Below are 17,504 nucleotides of genomic sequence, written 5' to 3' on the forward strand. Positions count from 1 at the left end.
CCCCTACTTTCCTTTAAATAAAGGAAGGCGTTTTTCCTTAAATGCGCGCATGCCTTCCTTCTGATCCTCTGAGGAAAACAGCAGACTGAAGTTTTTCCGTTCATATTGCATTCCTTCGTAAACGGAATAATCCAATGCCTTATACACCGCTTCCTTGCTGAAACGAATGGAAAGCGGTGCTTTTTCTGCAAGGCTGGCTGCAAACCTCATCGTTTCTTCTATTAATAGCTCCGGGGCAACCAAGCGGCTGACGATTCCGAGCTTCTCTGCCTTGGAAGCTGTCATCGTCTCCCCTGTCCATATATATTCGAGTGCTTTTGTTTTTCCGATCAGTTTGGTCAGTCTCTGTGTTCCCCCCGCTCCCGGCATCACTCCGAGATTCACTTCCGGAAAACCGAATTGAGCCTGATCTGCTGCAAAAAGCAGATCACAGGCAAGAGCCAGCTCAAATCCCCCGCCAAGGGCGAAACCGTGTACAGCGCCAATGACCGGTTTTTTGATCATGCTGATTCTGTCCCAATCGGCGAATTGATTCATCCATTCCATATGGATGGCATCTTCATCTGCCATTTCTTCTATATCTGCTCCAGCCGCAAACGCCCGGCCTTTTCCTGAGAGAACCGTTACCCTGACATCATCGCGGCGGTCAAATTCTTCAAGCGCCTGAACGATTTCATGGATCATTTGCCTGTTTAGCGCGTTTAGAACCTTGGGCCGGTTCAGTGTAATGAGACCGATTTTCCCCTGCACCCCGGTCTCGATCATCATGAAATTATCCATTATGCTCTTCACCGAAAAAGAAGGTTACGAGGCTTCCGGCAAATTTCATTACATCCTTTCCAGAGGCTTTGGATTCTTCGGTTTTCGATGCTTCTTTAAAGGCTTGCTTGTTCTCATAAAACATTTCACACATAAGGTAGTACTCGCTCTCCCCCATCGGCGAGCCGGTAATCTTAGTGATTTTCACATCCTGAAGACCAGGAATTTTCCGGGTAAGCGGAATGTGTGTACCGAAGTAATACTCGTCAAAGCTTTGCGGATCCTCTGGCTTTTTAAATAGGGCGACCATTTTGAACATGTTCATCTTCTCCTTTTTTTCTACATTAAAGTAGAGATTGGCTTCATGGCTTCAAACGGATTTTTGCAGGACTTGCAATACAAAATGCTTCGGCAGGCTGTCGGACCGAATATATTTTCCAAGGTTGTATAACCTGAACCGCAATATGGGCAATTCACCTTCCACATCCCTGTTTCTTCATAAAAAACAGGGGGCGGGGCAATGCCGAATTCCTTTAGTCTTTCCCGTCCGTCTGCCGTAATCCGGTCAGAGGTCCAGGGCGGATCGTAAATAAAATCCACGCTGACAGAATTAATCTCTTCGATCTCCATAACAGCGCTCACAATATTCTTTTGAATAATCTCGAGGGCCGGACAGCCCATAAAGGTCGGCAGCGCCTTGATTGCTGCTCTGCCCTCCTCGAATTGAATGGATTCGATCATGCCAAGGTCCATCACACTGACAGAAGATATCTCGGGATCCTTCACATTTTCCAGTACCTTGGTGATTTTTTCAGTAATGTGCTGATTCACTGTGATTCCTCCAGAAATCCGATTACCATACGGCTTTAGGATCACTTCTGTAAACCTCGGATAATACATCGAGCGCTTTTTCCAAGTCCTCTGTATGCTCTCCATGGCGTCCGTTTCCGGACTTCATGCTGCAAGGCTTCGGCTCAGGAAGCTGCACCTGTTCAAATATAAGCTTTACCTTGGAATAGAAGCGCTGTTTCAGCAAGTCCTCTCCTTCAATCAAGCCATAACTGGACATTGCCGCTCCATTGGCACCCAATGTTAAAACCCCTTCAAAATCCAGCCATACTTTCTCAATCGCCGCTTCCATCCTGCTTCTTGCGTCCCCGCCTGAAAGGGTCAGCTGCCTGAACCAAGTTTCCCAATGCAGGAGATGGTAGTACTGCTCCATGTTGATTTTTACAGCTGCGTGGGCAAGAGGTTCATAGGAGGAATTTTTCAAGGACTCTAATTTGATTTTTTTATAGAGATCGTAAAAATAATTTCTGACAACAGCGAATGCCCAGTCATAGCGGGGTTCCTCAAGGTACGTGCCCGGCCCGTTGACTTCCTCCAGAATGATGGCGTTCTTCCGGTTTTCAGCCGGCCTTCCGTGGGCAAGTTCATCAGCCTCCCCGGCTCCGAGCTGCTCCAGCAGCTGATAGTAGATGGCTGCATGCCCCATCGTATCCTGGCTGATGGAGGAAAAAGCGATATCCTCTTCAATATGCGGAGCAAGACCGAGCCATTCCGAGCCCCTGTATGACACGATAAAGTCGTCGTCTGCAAGCTGAAAAAGAAGATCAGACAGCGCTTTGAAATAAGCTTCATTTTGGATGGCTTCTGCCGCTTCTCTCACATTCTTCATTTGCTCTTCTCACCCCACGACAAAATTTCCTTTTCATCCAGCATGTTTTGTTCATATTCACGCCACTTTTTCTTTAAATACCCGTACCCTTTCGTTGTCCGGTAATCCTTATTGTCCAGGCGGGCCAAAGACTCCCTTTCTTCCTCGGTCATCTTTCGGATATCCGTCCGCTTTACAACCCAAATATCAGTGACCGGCTCGCGACGCATGAAGTTCTCCTGTGCCATGACAATGGCAAGTTCATGGTTTGGAGCGAGCAGGCTAAACTGATACTGCATGGCTGCAGATGCAGTCCGTTTGCTGAACACCTCAAAAACCTCAAAAAATTCCGTGCTTCCCTTTGATTTTTCCGTCATCTGCTCCACCCCTTGCTACCCAGCGTTCTGGCTTTTCATGTTCAGTGCGTCCAGCACCCATCTATTATTCTCGTAAGCTAGCTTGCGGAGACGAAGACGGTCTTTGGACTTCGGCCCATTGTTTTTAATAATGTTTTTAAATTCATTCCAATCCGGCTGTTTATATATCCAAAGCTGCTTTTCCTCATCAAAATGCATCGTTTCGTCTGGAAGCTTCAAGCCGATTGAAAGGACCCGGGGAATGTATTTTGAAAAAAAGTCCTGGCGAAGCTGCTCATTCGTTTTTGTCCTGATCTTATATTTAATGGTCGTATCCTGTTTAGAGGAACCGGTCGTTTTTGCACTGGCAGGTCCGAAGAACATAAGCAGTGCTTCCCACCACCTGTTTAAAGAATCCTGAATCATTGCTTTCTGATCCTCTGTACCCTCTGTCATCGCTAAAATGATTGATTCGCCGTGCTGCGCGTGAAAAACCTCTTCGGCACAAATTCTCTGCAAAGCTTTCGCATAAGGCCCATACGAGGCTCCGAGCATATTTGTCTGTGAAATAATCGCCGCTCCATCCACAAGCCATCCGATTACTCCCGCATCTGCCCAGGTCGGTGCCTCCATATGAAAAACGTTATGAAACTTCAAATCTCCCGTGAAAAGATCCTCCATAATGTCTTCTCTCGTTTTCCCGAGCGGAGCCATCAGATCCTCCGTCACCCTTAAAAGCATCTGGCCGTGTCCCATTTCATCCTGAACCTTCGCCATAATTCCAAGCTTTCTTCTTAGAGAAGGAGCTTTCGGGACCCATTCTTTCTCCGGAAGCGCTCCCATTATTTCGCTGATCCCATGCATAGAAATCAGTTTGATCAGCGTCATTCTGTAATCATCCGGCATCCAGTCATCCGCTTCAATTTTCTCGCCTGCTTCAATTCTTTCCATGAACCGCTCGTATTTTTCCTTCTCGGTCCGCTGATAAAACGAGGAAGTCACGCTCACTGCAATACCCCTTTCATTTTATATAACGATTTTATAACGTTATTATATATTAACATCATACTATATTCAAGAAATACCTTCCGCTTCACTTGCCTTAAGGCGGGCATCCACAATTCTTACCGCTTTCCCTTCCGATCTCGGAATCGATTTAGGCGCCTTCACCTGTACATTGACAGAGACCAGGCAGGACGATTTCAACAGATGCTGGATTCGTGTTCTTAGTTCAATCATGCGCTCATGCTCCATATCCATCGTAATATCTGCATAAACCTCTTCGCTCACTTCCACATGAAGCGTTACTTCATCAAGCGGTCCCCGTCTGCCTAAATGAAGCTGGTAATGGGGGCCGATTTCAGGCACGGCAATTAGATGATGCTCAATTTCAGATGGAAAGACATTTACCCCTCTGATAATCAGCATGTCATCTATCCGCCCTTTAATTCTGGACATCCTCATCGTTGTTCTGCCGCATTTGCACGGTTTTTTAGTAAGAGAAGCAACATCTCCGGTCCTGTAGCGGATCATGGGAATTGCTTCTTTCCTCAAACTCGTGAAAACAAGCTCCCCGGACTCTCCATCTGGAACCGGCTCTAATGTATCCGGGTCAATAACCTCCGCATAAAAGTGATCCTCTGCAATATGGAGGCCATCCTGCGCTTCATGGCATTCCATCGCTACCCCCGGTCCCATTACTTCACTCAGGCCGTATATATCACATGCTTTTATTCCCAGGCGGTCCTCGAGCACCTTTCTCATTTCTTCAGACCATGGCTCTGCACCGAATATCCCGAACTTCAATGAAGTTCCCCGTGGATTTTTGCCGGTTTCCAGCATGCGCTCAGCAATATTTAATGCGTAGGAAGGGGTGCAGCAAATCACCTCGGGCTGCAAATCTTCAATGAGAGTAATTTGCCGGTCTGTATTCCCAATGGACACAGGAACAACAGCCATCCCAAGCCTTTCTCCACCGGCATGCAGGCCTAAACCGCCTGTAAACAGACCATAGCCATATGCATTATGCAAAATGCCAGCCGGTGTCCCTCCGCCAATCGCAATGGCTCTCGCTGTAAGCTCGGCCCAATTTTCGACATCCTGCTTGGTGTAACCGACGATTGTCGGTTTTCCGGACGTGCCCGATGAAGCATGAATCCGGACAAGCTCTTCCCGGCCTGCTGCAAATAATCCGAACGGGTAATGCTCGCGCAAATGCTTCTTCTCCGTAAAGGGCAGCAAGCGGATATCCGCCAAATTATGAATTTGATCTGGGGAAAACCCAATATTCTGAAAGGCCTCTTTATAAAATGGGCTCTTCTCATAAGCTAAGCTGACCGTTTTTTTTAACCCCTGCAGCTGCTCCGCTTCCAATGTCTCCCTGTCCAGCGTCTCCGCTTTGTGTAAAATCAAAGATACTCCCCCTCAAAGAAACCGCTTTCATTATTTTATGACGTATTATTTTCGAACTTCAATAAAACGTCATATTTGTGATTTAAGCATACAACGGGCAATATGGTGCGTCAAATGTTTTCTGAATCTTCTACTTACTTCAGCGGTTTCAGGTATCGATGTAACTTTTTATGTGAAATTATGATATTTATATAATCCGTTCTTTTGCACCACATTCTTTAACATAGAATCCACAAATGTAACACGCCTGTAAAAGAGTAAAACATTCTTGCTTTTACCCTGATAAATAGGCTGAAAATAAGGAACATTTCCGCATCTAAAGTCTCACTTAGAGCTGAATACAGAGATAAACTCACGAATACCAGGCTGTGAAACCGCACTCAGTATGGAACCGGTTCTACATACCTTTCTACCCTTTGTTATCGGGAAAGCGAATACAGAATAAATATGAAGCCCTTTCAACCACTTGAATCACCTTTACGTTACCTAACCCAATAGTTATAGGACTAAGTATGGGTCTCATGCAAATCAGCTTCCCCAAGTACTTTCGTCCAGTTTGACGGAATTATTTTCTGCACGTATTCTGTAGATGCATGCGGAACCGGTTCTGCAACTACTAACTGCTGACAGAAACTTGGTCAATGACAGCAGCCATCATCTTTCATAGTTTTAGCTCAGCATCTAACAGAAGAAAAAAAATTTCAGAAACGAGGACGAGTATGAACATCCAAACCATTCTTAAACGCACCACTGCATTGACTCTTACTTCTGCTCTACTATTAGGCGGAGGCACTCAGGCTTTTGCACAGGAGTATAAGAACCATAAGGAAACATACGGTCAAGGTGAGATCACCCGCTACGACATGAAACGGATTCCTGCTCAACTCGAAAGAAATAAAGACCGTTACACCGTTCCTGCATTTGATGCATCTAAACTTAAAAACATCGAATCTGCAAAAGGCTTTGACAAAAACGGCAACCCGATTCTTCTTGATGTGTGGGATACTTGGCCTCTTATGAACCCAGACGGAACGGTTGCAAATTACAAGGGCTATGACCTCGTATTCGGTCTTGCTGGAGATCCTGCAGATGCCAATGATACTTCCATCTACCTTTTCTATAAGAAAAAAGGGGAAGAATCCATTGAAAGCTGGAAGAACGCTGGTAAAGTATTTGAAAATGATGTAGTAAACCCTGACGATCCTCACCTTAAAAACAAGGATCAGGATTGGTCCGGATCTGCTGTCATGACTGAAGAAGGCGATGTCCGCCTGTTCTATACAAACCGTTCAGATCGCGAGCTTGGAAAACAGACTCTCACGACTGCTCAAGTAAACCTTAACCATTCCTATAATACTGAATTAACGGTTGCTGGCGTATCCGACCATAAATCCATCTTTGACGGCGACGGAGAACAATATCAAACCGTTAAACAATTTGTGGATCAAGGCGGATTCTCTACTGGAGACAACCACACTCTAAGAGATCCTCATTACATTGAAGAAAAAGGCAAAAAATATCTTGTATTTGAAGCGAATACCGGAACTGAAACAGGATACCAAGGAGAAGAATCACTATTTAACCGTGCATACTACGGCGGCAGCAAATCCTTCTTCAAAGCAGAAAAAGAAAGACTGATGAAAAGCAATCAAAAGCAAAAAGCAGAGCTTGCAAACGGGGCAATGGGAATCATTGAAATCAATGACGACTTTACATTCAAAAAAGTAAAAAAACCATTGCTTACTTCTAACACCGTAACCGATGAAATCGAGCGTCCGAATATCTTCAAGCATAAAGGCAAATGGTACCTGTTCACTGATACACGCGGTGCTAAAATGACAATCGACGGCATTGATAACGAAGACATCTTCATGCTTGGTTATGTTGCTAACTCTCTTGATGGAAAGTTCAAGCCGCTTAACCGCACTGGAATTGTTCTTCACCATGACCTGGACCCGAATGATAAAACATTCAACTACGCACACTATGTTGTGCCTCAAAAATCCGGAGATAAATTTGTTGTAACAAGCTACATTACAAACCGCGGATTCTTTGAAGAACAAAAGTCTTCCTTTGCACCAAGCTTCCTGCTTAAAATCAAAGGAAAAAGAACTTCTGTAGTAAAAGACAGCATCCTTGAACAAGGACAGCTTGAAATCCCGACTAAAAAGCGCAGATAATTCAGCATCCTAAACAGAGAAAATGGTGAGCTTCCACTCACCATTTTCTTTTATTCATGAAAGGTCAAAACCGAAAGGAGTATTCCTATGAACTGGAAATGGATCGTATGGTGTTCAGCCCTTGCCCTATTGATTATTCTTGTACTTTTTCTGGGTTTTTTCCAATCTCCAAAAGAGCAAACGAAGAAAAAAGAGTCCCCCCAACCTTCTTCATCCTTCCGGCCGGTGTTCCATTTCAGCACACCGGATAAATGGAAAAACGATCCCCAAAAGCCAATTTATATTGACGGAAAATATCATTACTATTATCTGTATAACGGCAATTATCCAGATGGCGGCGGAACGGAGTGGCGTCTTGCTACTTCTAAGGATTTAGTCAGCTGGAAAGATGAAGGCACAGCCATCCCAAAGTTCACGAACAAGAACGGAGATATTTGGTCAGGCTCTGCGGTTGAGGACAAAAACAATACGGCAGGCTTCGGAAAAGGCGCCATAATCGCTGTCGTAACCCAGCCTTCTGCTGATGGCGGAAAACAGGAGCAGTATTTATGGTACAGCACAGACCGTGGGAAAACCTTCACCTCGTTCAGTGAAAAGCCTGTTTTATCTAATCCCGGAACGGAGGTTTTCCGTGATCCGAAAATCATATGGGACGAAAAGAATAAAAAATGGATGATGACCATGGCTGAAGGAGACAAAATCGGCTTTTACGAATCCAATAACCTGAAGGAATGGACGTTTACAGGAGATTTTAAAACTGAAAACATCGGTCTCATCGAATGTCCGGACCTTTATCAAATGCGTGCAGAAGACGGCACAGTTAAATGGATACTCGGTGCAAGCGCCAATGGAAAAGCATCCGGCAAACCAAACACCTATGCCTATTGGACGGGTACCTACGACGGAAAAACCTTTATTTCGGATTCAAAGGAACCTCAGTGGCTCGATTACGGGTTTGACTGGTATGGCGGCGTTACATTTGAAGATGACAGCAGCTCTTTAGACAAGCGCTATGCTCTTGCGTGGATGAACAATTGGGATTACCCCCATAACACACCAACAATGGAAGAGAATTTTAACGGCACGGATTCCATTGTAAGAGAAATCAAACTGAAAAAACAACAGGATCAGGGCTACACCCTAATTTCCCAGCCGGTTAAAGCGCTGGAGCAAACAGCAAAATCAGCGGACTCCATCGGCAAGTTAGAGGTAAATGGTTCAACAACCCTTGATCTAAAAGGAGAAGCCTACCAGCTAGATGCAGATATCAGCTGGACCGATGCTAAAAACATCGGACTTCGCCTGCGTGAATCCGATGACGGCACTCGCCACATTGATGCAGGACTTCTGCCGGAAGAAGGACACTCCTATGTCAACAGAAGCTTTTCAAGACAGCCCGACAAGAGCAAAAAATCCCTTGAGAGCAAGGCTCCTTTTGACGCCGGAAAGAAAAAAGTCCATGTCAAAATTCTCGTGGACCGCACAAGCATCGAAGTTTTTTTTGAGGATGGCCGGACGGTTCACTCAAGTCTCGTCTTCCCTGAAAAAAAAGATCAGGGAATCACGCTTTACTCTGAGGGCGGCACGTCTGTTTTTGAAAACATGGAGATCAAGCATTTTAACTGAGGACCTGTCCGGGGGCAGGATTCAGCCCGCTTGCCGGGACGGCTGTCTCCAGGGGACCAGCAGAATCCCCATCAGGTTACCCTGATTCAATTGGGGCTGGAGCATAGCTCCGGCCTTTTTTTTCTTGCACAGAAACGAATTTTAGGAGGAAGGTACTCGACAGCTGTGGAGCCTTCTGGCATTACCCCTGCAGGATTCGCTCCGCATTTTTTGTCGAAAAGTCTTTATATTAAAAGTACGGACAATATAATTCGATTTCGGACAATAAATCCGCGGATACGGACAATAAGTGACCGAGTACGGACAATAAAACTGGATTTCAGCTCATATCCCGGCTGATCCTTTGCAAAGCAGCTAAAAATTGGCTCCAAAACGGGGCTGCCCGGCTAATTAAAGGAGCAAATAGCTTGCAGCATGATTCCGTCCGGCCGAAAAACGTTCAAAAATGCCAAAAGGCGCGGATCCACTTCAACTTAACTGACACCTTCTGTCCTGCATAAATCGACGCAGCTATTAGCCAGTAAACATTTTTTCAATTATTTTGTAATTTTATGTTAAAAACGACCTAAAAAAGGGAAGGGATTATGGGAAATGGATTACTCTATTATTGATAAGGGGAGAAGGCAGTGAAAAAGAAATGGGTTCTTATGCAGTGGATTTCCATAGCAGTCGTCCTTGTAACAGTTGCAGCAGCATCAGTATTTATTGAAAATGAGCCTCTTTCCTCTAATTTAGCATCCGCGAGTTCGGAGGAAGATGAGAGCTGGACGGATGAAGAGTCAGCGGATGAAGACAGCTCCAATGAAGGTTCTGAAAACGGCTTTATAGATGAGATGGAAGATGAGGATACAGAAGCAGCTGAAGAGCCTGCCGAAGAACCGGCTGAAGAGGAAAGCGAAGCTGCACCTGCTCCTGCAGGAGAGGTCAGTATGGAAGAGTTCAATAAACTAAAGTTCGGCATTTCGTATAAGGAAGCTGAAGAAATCATCGGAGCCGAAGGAGTATTGGAGTCTGAATCAGGAGATAAAGGTTCGGAATTCCATTCTGAGAGCTACAGCTGGGAAACAGATACGGATAACGGAAGCATATTTGTAGACCTTCGTTTCCAGGAAGAAAAGCTCGTTTCAAAATCTCAATACGGACTGATCGATCCAAAGGCTAATGGAAAAATGACAAAAGACGAATACGATCAAATTAAGAACGGCATGACCCTTGAAGAAGTTAACAAAATCATCGGGGGCTCAGGAACACTTGAAAGAGAAACCACCCTTGGCGGAGACTACTACTCTGCAAGCTATATGTATCAGAGTGACGGCGGGGATAAATACAGCTACGCTACTCTCTCATTTGATGAAAACGGATTGTCCAACAAATCCCAGTCAGGTCTTAAATAGCATCATAGCCGCCGGGTTGCGCCCGGCGGCTTTTTCATTTTCCGCTAAATTCCGCTCTCGTTTTTACAATTTCTGATATAATATGCACATGCCAAGTAATGAAAGGAAATTCAAATGATTGAAACAAGCCGCATGAACCGGGGCAAGAAAAAGAAACGGAAAATTAGAAAGTTCCGGGTTTTTCTAACCGTCCTCCTCCTCCTTCTTGTTAGCTTTGCCCTCTATTTTTTTATCCAGTATAAATTAGCGTTAGATGAATCAATGAAAGCCACAAGCATCCACAAAGAAAATGTCGAGTTTAATGGGGTCAAGGGAGCGGAAGGAACCGTGAATGTTCTTCTTCTCGGAATTGATTCCCGTGGAGAAGCAAAATCGCGGACCGATACCATTATGATTGGCCAATATAACACTGACGCCAATACGGCCAAGCTCGTCTCAATTATGAGAGATTCCTATGTGGATATTCCGGACCATGGCAAAGGAAAAATCAACTCTGCCTATTCAATCGGGGGAGCAGAATTGCTTCGCAGAACCATAAAAGAAAATTTCGGCGTGGATGTTCAATATTACGCCCTTGTTGACTTTAACGGGTTTTCCCAGATTATTGATAAAGCCTTCCCAAACGGTCTAGAGGTCAATGTTGAAAAACGGATGTCCAAAAAAATAGGTGTCACGCTTGAACCCGGCCTGCAGAAGCTTGATGGAAAGGAAGTCCTCGGGTATGTCCGTTTCCGGCAGGATGCGCAAAGTGATTTCGGGCGGGTCGGACGGCAGCAGGAAATCCTCGGAACAGTGTCCCGGGAGCTATTCAGTCTAAATGGCGTGACAAAAGCCCCACAGCTGATTGGCACCATCCAGCCATACATTAACACAAATCTCGAGGATACTACGGTTCTCTCCCTTGCAGCCTCTTATATGGGGAATCGCGATGAAGAGATTCAAACGTTAAGAATCCCAGCTGAAGGAGCTTACGAACCGCAAAAGCTTCCGGGAGCAGGCGCGGTTTTGAGATTGGATCTGGAAGAAAATCAGTCAGCCCTTAAAGAGTTTTTAGAATAGAACCTAATGCAAAACTTCGGGAATGTCCCCGAAGTTTGTTTTTTTTCGGTGAAAAAATTGTCGGAAGAATAAAGCACATTACAGTTACTTATCTTGGTTGTAAAAGCTTTATACCGCCATTTTAAAAATTGTCTTAGTACCGAAACTTTATTTACATAAATTTTACAATAAAACGTAAAAATCGGGTTATTCACCCTATTAATTTCTATATTTCTTATTTTAAGAGTCTAAATACCTATTTAATGCTAGGTATTTTTAATATGTTCCATATAATCCAATGAAATGTTACTATAGTAGCAGTTATAAAGTAAGATTATACTAGGAGGGAATTTTTCCACCATGAAAAAAAGCCTATTCACAGGAGTAGCTTTAGCCGGCTTCCTAAGCGTATACGCCGCCCATGATGCTGAAGCTGCGTCCCAGACGTATAAAATCAAGTCTGGTGACAGCCTGTCGAAAATTGCCAACGTGTACAATGTCTCTGTCAGCCAGTTAAAAGAATGGAACAAGCTAAAAAGCGATCTTATTTATGTGGGAAAATCTCTAACTGTAAGCAGTCCTGCTTCCAGATCAAAGTCCGTTTCGCCATCATCTGCCCCTTCTTCCTCTGACAAGTATACTGTAAGATCTGGAGACAGCCTCTCAAAGATCGCCAGCAAGTACAAAGTATCCGTCACTCAATTAAAGCAATGGAATAACTTGAAAAGCGATATGATTTACGCCGGTAAATCGCTTTACGTGAAAAGTCCTTCCTCCGGCAAAACTGTTTCGGCTTCATCTAAACCTGCTTCCAAGGGTTCTGCAGCATCTTCTGCAAGTAAGCACACGGTAAAATCAGGTGACAGTCTTTCCAAAATCGCCAATATATACAAGGTTTCCATCAATGATATTAAGCAATGGAACAAGCTTAAGAGCAATACCATTTATATAGGAACCTCACTCTATGTAAAAAACCCGGGCTCAGGATCATCCAAAACCGGAACATCAACAACTAAACCTGCGACTGCCACAAAACCGGCTTCATCCACAACCGTTAAACATACGGTGAAATCAGGTGACAGTCTGTCAAAGATTGCCGGCATTTATAAAGTATCCGTAAATGAGATCAAACAATGGAACAGCTTAAAGAGCAATATCATCTATATCGGTGACTCTTTGGTTGTAAAGAAGCCTTCATCAGGTTCTAATTCTAACTCAGGTACGACCACACCAAAACCAGCTCCTACTTCCTATAAATATACGGTGAAATCAGGAGACAGCCTTTACGTCATCGGGAAAAGATACGGCGTTTCCTCTAACCAGATTATGGAAGCAAACAAGCTGAAAACAACTACTATTTATGTTGGGCAAACGTTAACGATTCCATCCGGCGGAACGATTGTTCAAACGAGCAAACCGTCAGCACCTGTTAAAACAGCCGTTACGTATACAGTTCAGCCAGGAAATACCCTCTCTGCCATTGCAAGCAAATACAAGACATCCGTTCAGGAAATTAAAAGAATCAACAACTTAAAAAGTGATACTCTGCGCATCGGTCAAATCCTGAAAATGACAGAGGGCGAATTGCCTGCACCAGCCGTTCTTGCGGACGGAATCTTCCCGCTGAAACCGGGAACGTATCAGCCTTACCCGGATTCATGGGGAAATTCCAGAGCGTACGGCGGAACAAGAACCCATGAAGGTACAGACATTATGGCTAAAAAAGGAACACCTCTCTACTCCATAACAGATGGTGTCGTTGAGCGATACGGCTGGAACGAACTTGGCGGCTGGAGACTGACCATCCGCAATCATGAAGGATACCGTATCTATTATGCGCATATGGACAAATACGCTTCCGGTCTTAAAGTGGGACAAACTGTCAAGCGCGGGCAATACATCGGTACAGTCGGCGACAGCGGGTACGGCAAAACCGGCACAACCGGTATGTTTGCACCCCATTTGCACCTCGGTGTTTACGACAAGAACTACAAAGCTGTTAACCCTTATCCGTTCTTAGTGTACTGGGAACAAAAATAAAAAAAATGGAGCTGAAGCTTTGCGGATATTTCTTTCCGCTTAGCTTCAGCTCTTATTCATTCATCGGTCTATTTATCACGTTTCAATCGTTTCCCCTGTAACAGAGCCATTTATCCGTTTCCAGCAAGGAAGCAGCTTCCAACCGGTCCAAGCCACCTCTGTTCCCAATGAAGCGATTCACAGCATCCTTCTGATTTTATTCTCAATTACAGATCCGGCATTTGAGTAAATAAGATAGCTTTGACCACTGGTTTTTATTAAAATCCGGTCTGCCGTGGCGGAAGGAAAGCCAACTCTCACCGCCGTGCGCTCTGCTCCGCCATACGTATCGTCGCTCGTCATTTCAGTAATCGCTGCCAGAGGAATTTCGATTTTGCTTAGCTGCCACTTAAGAACGAGATTGCTGTTTTTCTGTTCAATGGTTACTTCATGCATTTCGGCCTCTCCTCCTTTTCTCTCCTCTTCTATACGATTAAGGATTGAAAAAGTTTCCGTTCTATATCCTTTCCTGGCAGGAGTCCTATTTTTTGATCCTATTTCCTCATTCTCTGCTGAAACAGCCACTCAATTACTTCATGATTTTTATAGGCCGGCACCCATGCTCCATGTCCGATTTTCATGCTGGGCGGATATTCCGTATAAATTGGATGAGCCCCTGCTTTTTTTAAAGCATGAACCATATTTCTTGAATACGAAACCGGAATGGTTTGGTCATCAGCCGCATGGAAAATCCACATCGGTTTATCCTTAATGATGGCTGCTGTTCCCGGATCTCCCCCTCCGGAAATTGGAATCATTGCTGCGAATAATTCAGGATGCTCAGCATTTATTGTGAACGTGCCGAAGCCACCTTGGGAAAGGCCTGTTGCATAAATCCGAGTCCGGTCTATGCTGTATGAATGTATTGTCTTCATTACAATCTCATAAGCAGCTCTTCCATCCTTCGATTCTTGAAAGGCCGTGCTTGGATTAAGGCGATTGTGCCTGTCTCGTGTTACTGAAAATCCTCCGTCATAGGATCTTCGTGCCTGCGGAGCCAGCACAAAGCAGGGATGCTTACGCTGCACATCGAAGGAAGCCCAAACTGCCGCTCCATCACTGCCTAAAAGCTGTCTCGTATTATCTGATCCCCTGTCACCTCTTCCGTGCAAAAACAAAACAAGGGGATACCTTTTTTCAGGGGTGTAATCCTCGGGGATAAACAGTCGGTAAGGAATGGAGTGATCGGTGAAAGACAGGAACTTTCGCGCAATGGATTTTCTCGTTTCAACTGTATGAGTGAATTCTGAGACCTGACCTATCGAACCGCTGCTGCTGGAAGACAAAGTCCTTATGGTTGTGCTTTGATTGAGTGGAATCCCTCTTATAATTTGACGGCTGTGTGTGGTGGGATCTTTCCCGTCCAGGGTGAAAAAAATCTTTGGATCCCGGGCGGCTGTATTCAAATGAACGATCTGCGGCTGACCATCGCTACCTGCTTTCAAAGAAGCTGACGGTGCCGTTAATTTTTTGGAAGCTGATGAGCTGATGCCTGCTGCGGTGAGGGCAAGCAGAACGGCTAGTAGAATCAGGATGATTTTATTCAATGGATGGGCCCCTTTTGCTTTTTTCTATGTCTATATCCTTTCCTGGAAGAGGCCGGCTATCCAGCCGGAATGTATTTTCCAAACCGCTCTTCACTCCATGCCATGATGTGAAAGCCCTCACAAAATTTGGAGCTGGATAAGACATTAAGGGTTTTTGTAAAAGCATAATCCTTTTATGCAGGGAATGAGCCCCTTTTGTAGAAATGGTACTATACCCATTCTAAATCAGGCACAAAAAACGAAGGAAGGTTGATGGCATGTTCAGGAATCGTCTATTCAAGAACGTTCTATTTAAAGGGATGCCACACAAAGAGCAGGATATTTGCGAAGTCAGACTTGTGAAGGTCATTAAGCATTTGAAAATTGAAGATTTCAATTTCAACTGGGACCGCAACAGCTGTTATATTGAATTTTCCTACCACCACGGAAAATACAGGCTGGAGCACTCGATTGACAAAGCGAAAGAGAGAGGCATTCTGTTAAGAAACGGTTTGGATTGCTTAAATGAACTGACCCAGTCACTTGAAGATTTGAGTGTCATCGTAGATAGAGGAACTTACAAGTTTGAGACATGGATAGCCGGAATGAAGCAGTCTTCATCCGCACATGAGGAATACGAAGAGGAATTTCATATTAAATACAGGTCCGTCGGAAAGCAAAATCAATCGGATTTTCATCGTTCTGATGAGCTTGATCCATTCCACCCTGAAACAAAGCAAAGGGAGTATGAAGAAATCCATCCTATCCAGATGCCTGTGCGGAAATAGGGGCTGTTTTGGCCAAGCGGCCTGCTGATCAGCAGGCTTTTTTGTATGACATGTACTGTCACCTCTTCACTCCATGAGAGTTATGGTTTAAGGGAACAGCTTTCATTCCCTTTGTACATGGTTCCTTCAAGCTTGGAATGTACTGCGGAAAAATATCAAAAAAAAAAAAAAACAGGGTTTCCAAACGTTCCCTGTGTACGGATGGGTGCCCTGTTTCATGCGATATTTATACTCTGTTAACCCAATCGTGCTTTATTTCTTCTCTTCCTCTTCCAATTCTCTCATTTCCTGATGTGTTTGCGGGAATCCATTGGCGACCCATTCCGATCTCTGCACAGAATCAAGCTGAGTTAGTTCCTTTTCTTCCTGCTCTTTGGAGGCATCTGCACTTTCGATTTGATGGAGCTTTCTGTTTGGGTTTTCAAGCTCTTTCTCTAGCTGTTTCCTTTTTTTCTTATAGGATGCGGCTGCCCATATCGCGCTGCCTGTCAGCAGAAGAGCTGAAAAAGCGTAATTGATTGGTGATTTTTTCCTCATGATTGTTCCCTCCTAACCTTAGCTACATAAGTCTATACCCTTTTTATCTGCGACTGTATCCTCTCAAGGTTCCTGCCTGCTTCTTTTCTGCTGTACTGTCCAGCCTTAAATAATTTCAGCGTCCATTCCTATTCCTTGTCAAACGAAAAATGACCCCGGGTATAGTCCTGGAGTCATCTTTCCTATTTATTATTGCTATTGAATGGAAGGGAAGTGCGGAACCACTTCTTCCCCCAGCTCCTGAATGACTTCTTCTGCAGGCCTTTGACTGTCGAACAGGGCAAAGAATAGATGATTAACGCCTGCCTCTTTATAACTATTCAGCAGTTCAATCAGATAGTTTCTTCCAATCCTGTAACCGAGCCGGATTGGCCTTGGAATCTCATTCGGGTCCTCCGCAAGATCGAGATGCATCGGCTGGCTGAAAGGCTTGAAAGCCCCAGGATGGTATTCTTCCACCAGACTTCTCCAGCGCTTGACCGTCACTTCCTGATCATGGGGACTGCGTGGATAATACATCCAGCCATCTCCATGCTCGGCAAACCACTTCATTTCCTGCTGGGCAAAGCCAGTGATCAATGCCGGTATGCGGACAGCCGGTTTCGGAACAAGATTTGCCCCTCTTATATTTCCCCGCTTGGAGTGAATGATTGGATAGTCTTGATAGAGCACTTCCTGCAGATCGTGATACGCTTCAACAAATGCTTCTCCACGATCAGGATGTGAAACACCAAGCGCAGCAAAATCCGCACGGCGGTCTCCTGATGATATCCCGAGGAATAATCTTCCCGGGAACAATTGATCAATCGTTGCGATTTCTTTTGCAACGCGAAGCGGATGACGGAGCGGCAAGACAGTGGCAGCCGTGCCAAGTCCGATCTCCTTTGTTTTTCCTGCCAAATACGCCAGGTAGATCATCATGTCGTAGATTTGACCAACAGCTGGATCTCCAAAGTTAGGATCTTCAAGCAGGACATCACGGAACCATAAGCTTGTGAAGCCGAGTTGTTCAGCAAGCTGTGCCAATTCCACCTGTTTCTCCATTGAAGGTGTGTCAAACTGATAATTCTCTAAAGGGATATGAAGACCAAGAGTCAATTCTCCCTCTTTGTAAGTCCGGTTATATGCATGATGCTGTGAGAATGAATTCAT

17 protein-coding genes are annotated in these 17,504 nt (G+C 44.8%); 6 read left to right on the plus strand and 11 right to left on the minus strand.

What is annotated here, in order from left to right:
* Window positions 1–3 precede the first annotated feature (3 nt).
* The 7 genes from ACQCVE_RS14425 to ACQCVE_RS14455 all read right to left on the minus strand — a co-directional run bounded on the left by ACQCVE_RS14425 (window position 4) and on the right by ACQCVE_RS14455 (window position 5,184).
* Complete coding sequence (locus ACQCVE_RS14425; RefSeq protein ID WP_426863223.1) at window positions 4–780, minus strand: enoyl-CoA hydratase/isomerase family protein; 777 nt, start codon at window positions 778–780, stop codon at window positions 4–6.
* Complete coding sequence (locus ACQCVE_RS14430; RefSeq protein WP_426845964.1) at window positions 773–1,078, minus strand: EthD family reductase; 306 nt, start codon at window positions 1,076–1,078, stop codon at window positions 773–775. The genes ACQCVE_RS14425 and ACQCVE_RS14430 overlap by 8 nt, the downstream gene beginning before the upstream one ends.
* 20 nt (window positions 1,079–1,098) lie before the next feature.
* On the minus strand, window positions 1,099–1,596 hold the full coding sequence (paaD, locus tag ACQCVE_RS14435) for a 1,2-phenylacetyl-CoA epoxidase subunit PaaD (protein WP_426863276.1): 498 nt from the start codon (window positions 1,594–1,596) through the stop codon (window positions 1,099–1,101).
* A gap of 16 nt (window positions 1,597–1,612) precedes the next feature.
* Window positions 1,613–2,437: a 1,2-phenylacetyl-CoA epoxidase subunit PaaC gene (gene paaC / locus ACQCVE_RS14440; RefSeq protein WP_426863224.1), complete on the minus strand. Its 825-nt coding sequence runs from the start codon at window positions 2,435–2,437 to the stop codon at window positions 1,613–1,615.
* Window positions 2,434–2,793 (minus strand): 1,2-phenylacetyl-CoA epoxidase subunit PaaB, encoded by a 360-nt coding sequence (gene paaB / locus ACQCVE_RS14445; protein WP_426863225.1) that lies wholly within the window; start codon window positions 2,791–2,793, stop codon window positions 2,434–2,436. Before paaB ends, paaC begins: the two co-directional genes overlap by 4 nt.
* A 15-nt stretch (window positions 2,794–2,808) precedes the next feature.
* Entirely contained in the window at window positions 2,809–3,723 is a 915-nt protein-coding gene (gene paaA, locus ACQCVE_RS14450) for a 1,2-phenylacetyl-CoA epoxidase subunit PaaA (RefSeq protein WP_426863277.1), read from the minus strand.
* Between the two features lie 123 nt (window positions 3,724–3,846).
* Window positions 3,847–5,184, minus strand: coding sequence for a phenylacetate--CoA ligase family protein (locus tag ACQCVE_RS14455; RefSeq protein WP_426863226.1), 1,338 nt, complete (start codon window positions 5,182–5,184; stop codon window positions 3,847–3,849).
* Between the two features lie 719 nt (window positions 5,185–5,903).
* Between ACQCVE_RS14455 and ACQCVE_RS14460 the strand changes: the two genes are divergently transcribed.
* The 5 genes from ACQCVE_RS14460 to ACQCVE_RS14480 all read left to right on the plus strand — a co-directional run bounded on the left by ACQCVE_RS14460 (window position 5,904) and on the right by ACQCVE_RS14480 (window position 13,462).
* Complete coding sequence (locus ACQCVE_RS14460; RefSeq protein ID WP_426863227.1) at window positions 5,904–7,364, plus strand: glycoside hydrolase family 68 protein; 1,461 nt, start codon at window positions 5,904–5,906, stop codon at window positions 7,362–7,364.
* An 87-nt stretch (window positions 7,365–7,451) separates the two neighbouring features.
* Entirely contained in the window at window positions 7,452–8,990 is a 1,539-nt protein-coding gene (locus tag ACQCVE_RS14465) for a glycoside hydrolase family 32 protein (protein WP_426863228.1), read from the plus strand.
* 626 nt (window positions 8,991–9,616) lie between these two features.
* The gene (locus ACQCVE_RS14470; protein ID WP_426863229.1) at window positions 9,617–10,384 is read left to right on the plus strand and encodes a DUF3862 domain-containing protein; all 768 of its coding nucleotides are present in this window, start codon (window positions 9,617–9,619) and stop codon (window positions 10,382–10,384) included.
* 114 nt (window positions 10,385–10,498) lie between these two features.
* Window positions 10,499–11,443, plus strand: coding sequence for an LCP family protein (locus tag ACQCVE_RS14475; protein WP_426863230.1), 945 nt, complete (start codon window positions 10,499–10,501; stop codon window positions 11,441–11,443).
* Between the two features lie 339 nt (window positions 11,444–11,782).
* Window positions 11,783–13,462, plus strand: coding sequence for a LysM peptidoglycan-binding domain-containing protein (locus ACQCVE_RS14480; RefSeq protein ID WP_426863231.1), 1,680 nt, complete (start codon window positions 11,783–11,785; stop codon window positions 13,460–13,462).
* A 177-nt stretch (window positions 13,463–13,639) separates the two neighbouring features.
* Here ACQCVE_RS14480 and ACQCVE_RS14485 read toward each other — a convergent pair whose 3' ends face one another.
* On the minus strand, window positions 13,640–13,897 hold the full coding sequence (locus ACQCVE_RS14485; RefSeq protein ID WP_426863232.1) for a hypothetical protein: 258 nt from the start codon (window positions 13,895–13,897) through the stop codon (window positions 13,640–13,642).
* A gap of 98 nt (window positions 13,898–13,995) precedes the next feature.
* Window positions 13,996–15,048, minus strand: coding sequence for a chitobiase/beta-hexosaminidase C-terminal domain-containing protein (locus ACQCVE_RS14490; protein ID WP_426863233.1), 1,053 nt, complete (start codon window positions 15,046–15,048; stop codon window positions 13,996–13,998).
* A gap of 257 nt (window positions 15,049–15,305) precedes the next feature.
* On the opposite strand from ACQCVE_RS14490, the gene ACQCVE_RS14495 reads away from it, so the two are divergent.
* The gene (locus tag ACQCVE_RS14495; RefSeq protein WP_426863234.1) at window positions 15,306–15,815 is read left to right on the plus strand and encodes a hypothetical protein; all 510 of its coding nucleotides are present in this window, start codon (window positions 15,306–15,308) and stop codon (window positions 15,813–15,815) included.
* Window positions 15,816–16,067: 252 nt separating this feature from the next.
* On the opposite strand, the gene ACQCVE_RS14500 is transcribed toward ACQCVE_RS14495, so the two are convergent.
* Both ACQCVE_RS14500 and ACQCVE_RS14505 read right to left on the minus strand, forming a co-directional pair.
* Window positions 16,068–16,352: a hypothetical protein gene (locus ACQCVE_RS14500; protein ID WP_426845941.1), complete on the minus strand. Its 285-nt coding sequence runs from the start codon at window positions 16,350–16,352 to the stop codon at window positions 16,068–16,070.
* 195 nt (window positions 16,353–16,547) lie between these two features.
* A complete protein-coding gene (locus tag ACQCVE_RS14505; RefSeq protein ID WP_426863235.1) occupies window positions 16,548–17,504 on the minus strand; it encodes an LLM class oxidoreductase in 957 nt (318 codons plus the stop codon).

Source organism: Metabacillus sp. 113a (genome assembly GCF_050107635.1).
In the GTDB taxonomy this organism is placed as follows: domain Bacteria; phylum Bacillota; class Bacilli; order Bacillales; family Bacillaceae; genus Metabacillus_B.